The sequence below is a fragment of the Brotocaccenecus cirricatena genome (assembly GCF_020687045.1).
GTDB lineage: Bacteria > Bacillota > Clostridia > Oscillospirales > Oscillospiraceae > Vescimonas > Vescimonas cirricatena.
In genome coordinates, this window is record NZ_JAJEPW010000096.1 from 1 (window position 1) to 7,450 (window position 7,450).

At 65.1% G+C, this 7,450-nt stretch carries 7 protein-coding genes; 1 reads left to right on the plus strand and 6 read right to left on the minus strand.

The annotated features are described in order from the left end of the window. Positions 1-178: 178 nt before the first annotated feature. Entirely contained in the window at positions 179-1,039 is an 861-nt protein-coding gene (locus LKD37_RS16380; RefSeq protein WP_302930155.1) for a hypothetical protein, read from the plus strand. A 48-nt stretch (positions 1,040-1,087) separates the two neighbouring features. On the opposite strand, the gene citX is transcribed toward LKD37_RS16380, so the two are convergent. The 6 genes from citX to LKD37_RS16410 are packed head-to-tail and all read right to left on the minus strand — an operon-like array spanning position 1,088 to position 7,207. Further along, on the minus strand, positions 1,088-2,323 hold the full coding sequence (gene citX, locus LKD37_RS16385) for a citrate lyase holo-[acyl-carrier protein] synthase (RefSeq protein WP_302930156.1): 1,236 nt from the start codon (positions 2,321-2,323) through the stop codon (positions 1,088-1,090). Then, positions 2,277-3,266, minus strand: coding sequence for a [citrate (pro-3S)-lyase] ligase (gene citC, locus LKD37_RS16390; protein WP_302930157.1), 990 nt, complete (start codon positions 3,264-3,266; stop codon positions 2,277-2,279). The genes citX and citC overlap by 47 nt, the downstream gene beginning before the upstream one ends. Further along, complete coding sequence (gene citF, locus LKD37_RS16395) at positions 3,253-4,782, minus strand: citrate lyase subunit alpha (protein ID WP_302930158.1); 1,530 nt, start codon at positions 4,780-4,782, stop codon at positions 3,253-3,255. Before citF ends, citC begins: the two co-directional genes overlap by 14 nt. Before the next feature lies 1 nt (position 4,783). Next, positions 4,784-5,683, minus strand: a complete 900-nt coding sequence (citE, locus tag LKD37_RS16400; protein WP_302930159.1) for a citrate (pro-3S)-lyase subunit beta — start codon at positions 5,681-5,683, stop codon at positions 4,784-4,786. A 1-nt stretch (position 5,684) separates the two neighbouring features. Further along, positions 5,685-5,978, minus strand: coding sequence for a citrate lyase acyl carrier protein (gene citD / locus LKD37_RS16405; RefSeq protein WP_302930160.1), 294 nt, complete (start codon positions 5,976-5,978; stop codon positions 5,685-5,687). A gap of 17 nt (positions 5,979-5,995) precedes the next feature. Then, complete coding sequence (locus tag LKD37_RS16410) at positions 5,996-7,207, minus strand: NADP-dependent isocitrate dehydrogenase (RefSeq protein ID WP_302930161.1); 1,212 nt, start codon at positions 7,205-7,207, stop codon at positions 5,996-5,998. Between the last annotated feature and the right edge of the window lie 243 nt (positions 7,208-7,450).

The following is a 7,450-nucleotide window of genomic DNA, read 5'->3' on the forward strand; positions in this document are numbered from 1 at the left end:
CCCCCCCCCCCCCCCCCCCCCCCCCCCCCCCCCCCCCCCCCCCCCCCGCTTCTGCTTGCCCCAAAAGGGCAAAGCCCTTTTGGGGCAGAAGGCTTGCAGTCTGCTGCGCATTCTGTCTTGCAATCCCCGTAAAGATGCCGTATAATAGCTCTATCTGACAAAAGAGGAGGGCAACGCAATGCGCCCTGATGGAACCCGCGTAAAGGATCTGCCGCCGCTGGTGGCGGCCATCCCCTATATCATGCCCAAGCGCTACGACGCATGGAACTCCGTTACCGAGAACATCGACGAGGAGGTCATCAAGGACTTTATCCGCACCCACCGCCGGGCCGGAGTCCGGCTGAACCATATGAGCGTCATCATCTCCGCCTATTACAAGGCGGTGCTGCGCAATCCAAAGCTCAATTATTTTGTGATGAACGGCCGCATTTATCGCCGCAACCACTTCTGCGTATCCTTCGTGATCCTGAAAAAGCAGGCCGACGGGGTGGTCAACGAGACCACGCTGAAGGTGTATCTGGACGAGAACGACACGGTGTTCACCGTGAACCAGAAGATCAAGGACGCCATCGACGCCAACAAGGCGGAGCATCAGTCCAACAGCACCGACAAATTTGCGAAGTTCATGTTTTCCGTGCCGGGGCTGCCGAAATTTGTGGTGTGGCTGGCCTATCACCTGGATAAGCACGGTCTGCTGCCCCGGAAGATCATCGATCTGTCCCCCTTCCACACCAGCATGTTCATCACCAACCTGGCCTCCATCAAGACCAGCTATATCCACCACCACTGCTATGAATTCGGCACCACCAGCGTGTTCGTGTGCATGGGCAAGCCTGTGCCCAACTACATATCCGGCGACCTGACCAAGAAGATGATGCCCATCGGCGTGGTGATGGACGAGCGCATCTGCACCGGGTATGAGTACGCCGCCTTCTGCAACGACTTCCGGCGGTATATGCGCCTGCCCCGGATGCTGGAGTATCCCTTCTGCCAGGAGGAGCCCGCCAAGGAACCGTCTCAGGAGACCGCTGCCGTGTGAAAAAATCATCCCCGGAAAGCATAGCTTTCCGGGGATGATTTTTGCGCTTTACAGCCAGGTCTCCGGGGCGGCGGCGCGGAGGAACAGGGCCAGGGCCAGCAGATCGGCGCTGCCGCCGGGGCTCAGGCGCCGGGCCATCAGATCGTCGTCCAGGGCCTCCAGCGCCGGGGGCAGGGCCTCCTCCGGTAGTCGCAGCAGCTCCGCCGCCCTCCGGCGGACATAGGCCAGCCCCTGGGGGCCGCCCCGATAGACCAGGGTGCTGTCGTCCAGCCGGGACATGGCCCACACCAGGGCCGACAGCGGCCCGGCGCTCTCCAAAATCCCCCGCATATGCCGGGCGGTGGGGAAGCCGGACAGGGCCTCCTGCCGGACGCCGCCGCACTGGCTGCGGACGGCGCTGCCGTGGGTGTTTTCCGCCGGGGGCAGGGCCGCGGCTATGGCGGCGGCGGTGTCAAAGGGGTCGCCGCCCTCCGCCAGGCACCGGCCCATGGCCGACAGCAGCAGGGCAAAGCTGTAAAGCGCCCCCTTGTGGGTGTTGACGCCGCCGGTGGCGTCCAGCATGGCATGCTCCGCCTGACGGCCCAGGCTTTGCAGCTCCCGGGGCGAGGCCCCGGCCATGCCCCGGGCGGCAAACTGCCGGAAATACGGCGCCAAGGCCCCGGCGCTGCGGTGAAACAGGGGGCGGTCCATGTCGTCATGGGCGCCGGTGTTGCGCCGGTCCACCAGGCCGGGCTTGGGGGTCAGGTCCACCTCGTCCTCCAGGGCCTGCCGGGCCAGGGCGGACAGATGCCCGGCGGCAAAGTCCGCCAGGATGTCCCGGGTCCTTGCCCGGATGGTGGGCAGACCGTGGGCCCGGCTGCGGGAGCATACCGTCACCGGCCCGCCGCAGATCAGGCACCGGCGGCTCTGGGGCCGGGACAGCTTCTCCCCCTCCGGGGACAGCACGTCCAGGTCATACAGGCGGCCCACCGCCTCCCGCTCCTCCAGCAGAAGGCAGCGCTCCTTCACCCAGGGGGCCGGGCGGTCATAGACCAGCAGGGCCTCGGGGCCGGTGGGGGCCTGGATGAGCTCCCGGTGCACCGGCTGGCCCAGGTCCCGGTCCAGCGCCGCAAGGCCCGCCTGAAAGGCCAGGCGGACCAGGGGGGCGTCCTTCACGGGACCGGCGATGTTCATGGTAAAGGACAGCAGGGTCCCGCCGTATCGGGCGGCCAGCGCCCGCTGGCGCAGGACCCGGCGGTCACGGGCAAGGAGCACCTGTTCCAAAGTGATCTCGACAGTATGCATAGGTCGTCTCCGGCACCAGGGGTTGGAGCTCCGCCAGGCGGCCCTGGCGCAGCAGCTGACGCACTCGGCTGGCGCTGATGCCCTCCAGCCGGGGAATTTCCTCCACGCGGATGCCCCACTGGGGCAGCAGGGCCTGCATCCGCTGGTTATACCGGGCCGTCACCGGGGAGTAGGGCTCCTGGCCCACGAACCGCCGGGTGATGCCCAGGGCCGGGGCGATGCGCTTTCCGAACAGGGTCAGCTCCAGGTCGCACCGGGCCTGCTCCGGGTCCCCCTGGAGGAAATAGGCGGGGAAGGTGGCCCGGGAGATGATATAGTCCCCGCCGGGGACCACGTCCACGTTGGGAAGGTCCGCCGTGCCCCGGCGCACCAGCTCCAGCCGGTCCGCCGCCGGGAAATCCCCGGTCTCCTCGCTGAGGACGAACACATACAGGTGGGGACAGCGGGCGGCGGCATATTCCACCAGGTGCCGGTGGCCCCGGGTGAAGGGATTGGCGTGGCACACCACGGCCCCGCTTTCGCCGTCATACGCCGGAAGGGAGGCGATGTACCGCTCCACGCCGCCCCGGCGGTGCTCCATCATCAGCATGTCCGCCGTTTCCGCCACCGGGAAGAAGCCCAGGCTGCGGAACAGGCGGGCATTTTTCGGCTTGGTATACAGAAACGGATGGGCTGCGCCCCGCCGGGCGGACTCCTCCAGCAGGGCGGTGATGATCCGGGCGCAGGCCCCGTCCCCCTCGGCCCAGGGGGCCACGGCGATCTGCTTGAGGACCCGGCCGCTGACGGACCCGCAGGCCAGCAGGGCCCCGCCGTCGGACGACAGCAGGGCCGTGCAGTCGGCGTCTCCCTCGTCCCGCAGCCCGGCGGAGGCCAGCAGGGCCTCATACGCCGGGCGCAGGGACTGGGGCAGCGCCGTTACAATACGCAGATCAGGCATCCTCATCGATCTGGCGGATCACGTCGATGATGGTGTTGTCGCGGTACATGACCACGCCCACGATGCGGTCCTTATAGCGGATGGGATCGGGCACGCCCACGAGCTTCTCGGCCCGCTTCTGGAGCTGTTCGATGGTAAACACGTGCAGGCCGGCCTTTTCCAGCTTTTCCTTCACGTCGGGCCGCCGGGGATTCACGGCGATGCCCTGGTCGGTGACCACCACGTCCACCACGTCGCCGGGGGTGACCACGGTGTTGACGCGCTTGACGATGGTGGGAATGCGGCCCCGGGTCAGGGGAGCCACCACCACGGAGAGGCTGGCCCCCTCCGCCGTGTCGGGATGGCCGCCGATGGCGCCGCGGATGACGCCGTCGGAGCCGGTGAGGACGTTGACGTTGAAGTCGGTGTCGATCTCCAGGGCGGAGAGGATCACGAAGTCCAGCTGGTCCACGGCGGCGGCCACCGTGTGGCTGGCGTAGTAGCTGGCGCTGATCTGGTGGTGGAAGTGGTTGTTTTTCAGGCTCTTGGCGGCGTCCAGGTCGAAGCTCTGCACGTCCAGGATGCGGTCGATGAGGCCCTCCTCGTGCATGGCGGCGATCTGGCCGGTGATGCCGCCCAGGGCGAAGCGGCAGTGGATGTTCTGGTCGATCATCTTCTGGCGCAGGAACCGGGCGGTGGCCAGGGACGCGCCGCCGGAGCCCATCTGCATGGAGAAGCCGTCGTACAGATAACCGGCGGCCTCGATGACGTTGGCGGCGGTTTTGGCGATCAGCAGCTCCTTGGGGTCCTTGGTATAGCGGGTGGCCCCGGACATGATGCCCTTGGGGTCGCCGATGTCGTCGGTCATGACCACATAGTCCACCTCGAACTCAGGGATGGCCCAGGGGGCGTTGGGATAGGCCACCAGGTGGTTGGTGATGACGATGACGTTGTCGGCATAGGTGGCGTCGGTGCGGGCATAGCCCAGGGAGCCGCAGGCGATGCCGTCCTCGTCGTCCCGGCTGTAGCCGTTGGCGTTGCCGTAGGGGTCGCAGGAGGGAGCGCCCAGGAAGGCCACGTCAATGTGCAGGTCGCCGGAGCGGATGGCGCTGGCCCGGCCGCCGTGGGACCGGAACACCACCGGGCAGTCGATGAGGCCCCGGGACACCTGCTCGGCCAGCTCGCCCCGCATGCCGGAGGTCTCGATATGGGTGATGACGCCGTTCTGGATGTGGCGGATCAGGGGGGCGTGGACCGCGGCCAGGGAGCTGGCCGCCAGGGTCAGGTTTTTATAGCCCATTTCCGCCAGCTTATCCACCACGGTGTTGATGATGTGGTCGCCGTTGCGGAAGTGGTGGTGGAAGCTGATGGTCATGCCGTCCTTCAGGCCGGTGCGGCGGATGGCCTCCTCCAGGGAGGGCACCAGCTTGTTCTGACGGGTGGAGCGGGCCTGGAAGGTGGCGGTGTTCTTCTCCCGCGCGCCGTGGTACGGCCCGTGGTTGCTGATCTCGTGGATATGCGGGATCTTTTCAAGCTCGATCATGTCAAATTTCCTCCACTTCGTCGATCTTGCTGCCGGCCTCGTACAGGTCCAGCAGGCGCTTGGCCCGGGTGACCACGGGCTTGTCGATCATCTTGCCCTTGAGGCTGGCCACGCCGCTGCCCCGGGCGTTGGCCTCGGCGATGGCGTCCATAATGGCCCGGGCCTTGTTCAGGTCCTTCTCGCTGGGCATGAACACATGGTGCAGAGGCTCGATCTGGCGGGGATTGATCACGGACTTGCCGTCGAAGCCCAGCTTCTTGATGAGGGTGGCCTCGGCGATGAAGCCCTCCTCGTTGTTGACGTCGGAATACACCGTATCCAGGGCGGCGATACCGGCGGAGCGGGCGGCGTTGAGGATCATGCAGCGGGCAAACAGCAGCTCGATGCCGTCGGAGCGGGTGGTTTTCAGGTCGGTGACATAGTCCTCGGCTCCCAGAGCGATGCCGATGAGGCGGTCGCTGGCGTGGGCGATCTCGGCGGCGTGGAGCACGCCGTTGGCGCTTTCAATGGCGGCCATCATGCCGGTGGTGCCCACGGGGATCCCGGACTCCCGCTCGATGCGCTCGATCTCCCGCTCGCAGTCGATGACGTCCTGGGCGCTGTCGGTTTTGGGCAGGCGCACCACCTGTACCCCGGCCCGGACCACGGCCTCCAGATCCTTGATACCCAGGCCGCTGGACAGGTCGTTGATGCGGACCACGGTCTCCTTGGAGCCGAAGTGCAGGGTCTTCAGGGCGTTATACACCAGGAAGCGGGCGGTGTCCTTTTCGGTATAGGCCACGGAGTCCTCCAGGTCGAACATGATGGAGTCGGCCCCGTAGATATGGGCGTCGCGGATCATGCCGGGGTTGTTGCCGGGCACGAACATCATACTGCGGCGCAGTCTGTCTTTCACATACATGTTATTTGACCTCCCATTCATAGGCGTCGGACTGGGCGGACCGGAAAATGGCGGCGGTGACCCGGGCCCGGACGGTGCAGTCCAGGGCGCCCTTGTCCACGGCGGTGACCTCGGCATTCTCAATGCCGTAGTGGGTCAGGGTGTCCCGGATGACGGCCTCGATCTGGCGGCCGAACTGCTGAAGAACGTTGCTGGTCAGGCTGATCTGGATGCCGCCGGACTGGGCGGGCTCCAGAGTGACCATGATGTCGTTGGACTCCATGGTGCCGGCGGTGGCGGTGATGAGCAGGTTCATTTCTCTGCCTCCCTTTTTTACAGCTTCGCGGCCAGACGGTCGTGGATCGCGCCGATGAATTCACTGCTGTTGACGGCGGTGACGGGGGTGCCCTCGTCCACCAGGCCCACCAGGTCCTTGGTCATGATGCCGTCGCCCAGGGTCTCGAAGCAGGCGGCCTCCAGCTTGTCGGCAAAGGCGGACAGGTCCGGGGTGCCGTCCAGCTGGCCCCGCTTGCGCAGCGCACCGGACCAGGCAAAAATGGTGGCCATGGGGTTGGTGGAGGTCTGCTCACCCTTCAGGTGCTTGTAATAGTGCTTGGTGACGGTGCCGTGGGCGGCCTCATATTCGGTGGTGCCGTCGGGGGACACCAGAACGGAGGTCATCATGGCAAGGCTTCCGAAGGCGGTGGACACCATGTCGCTCATGACGTCGCCGTCATAGTTCTTGCAGGCCCAGATGAAGCCGCCCTGGCTGCGGATGACGCGGGCCACGGCGTCGTCGATCAGGGTATAGAAATAGGTGATGCCCAGCTCGTCGAACTTAGCCTTGTAGCTTTCAAACTCCTCCTCGAACACCTTCTTGAACTCGCCGTCGTAGACCTTGGCGATGGTATCCTTGGTGGAGAACCACAGGTCCTGGCGGGTGTCGATGGCGTACTGGAAGCAGGCCCGGGCGAAGGAGCGGATGCTCTTTTCCTTGTTGTGGGCGCCCTGCCACACGGCGGGACCGTCCACCTTCTGCACCAGCAGGGTCTTTTCCTCGCCGCTCTGGCCCTTGAAGGTCATGGTGCACTCGCCGGGCTCGGTGGTGTACAGATCCACGCTCTTATACACGTCGCCATAGGCGTGACGGGCGATGGTGATGGGCTTTTTCCAGTTCTTCACCACCGGGTGGATGCTGTCGATGAGGATGGGGGCCCGGAACACGGTGCCGTCCAGAATGGAGCGGATGGTGCCGTTGGGGCTTTTCCACATCTGGGTCAGCTGGGGATATTCCTCCATGCGCTGCTTGTTGGGGGTGATGGTGGCGCACTTCACGGCCACACCCAGGCGGCGGGTGGCGTTGGCGGCGTCCACGGTGACCTGATCCTGGGTCTCGTTGCGGTGCAGCAGGCCCAGGTCATAATACTCGGTTTTCAGGTCCACAAAGGGCAGGATCAGCTGGTCCTTGATCATCTGCCACAGGATGCGGGTCATTTCGTCGCCGTCCATCTCCACCAGGGGGGTGACCATCTTGATTTTTTCCATGAGCGATATTTCCTCCTTCAATATTCCGGGGCGGTTTGTATGGTTCGGGGTGCCCGGGAGGCGGGAAGCCTCCCGGGCGGGGATATATTACATGAGGCCGTCCCAAAAGCCTCGCAGAGTTTGCCGCCCGCAGGCGGCAAAGCAAGTTTAATCCGTTTTTTGCGGCGGCGTGTACGTCGAAAAAAACACTTCTCAGTCTGCAAGTGTGGAATTTGTTCGCTTTCAGCGAACAAATTATGCGCG